At 51.7% G+C, this 201-nt stretch carries 1 pseudogene; it reads right to left on the reverse strand.

What is annotated here, in order from left to right:
- A pseudogene (locus AC0IXC_RS29495) lies at positions 1 to 201 on the reverse strand (Gly-Xaa-Xaa repeat protein); the annotation flags it as partial.

Consider the following 201-nt stretch of genomic DNA (forward strand, 5'->3'; position numbering starts at 1 on the left):
TTGAGGTCCAGTGGCACCTGTATTACCTTGAATACCTTGAATACCTTGAATACCTTGAGGTCCAGTGGAACCAGTGGAACCAGTGGCACCTGTGTTACCTTGAGCGCCTTGAGGTCCAGTGGAACCAGTAGCACCTGTGTTACCTTGAATGCCTTGAGGTCCAGTCGCACCCGTGTTACCTTGAGCACCTTGAGGTCCAGT

It is taken from the genome of Bacillus sp. AC266, from assembly GCF_979253805.1.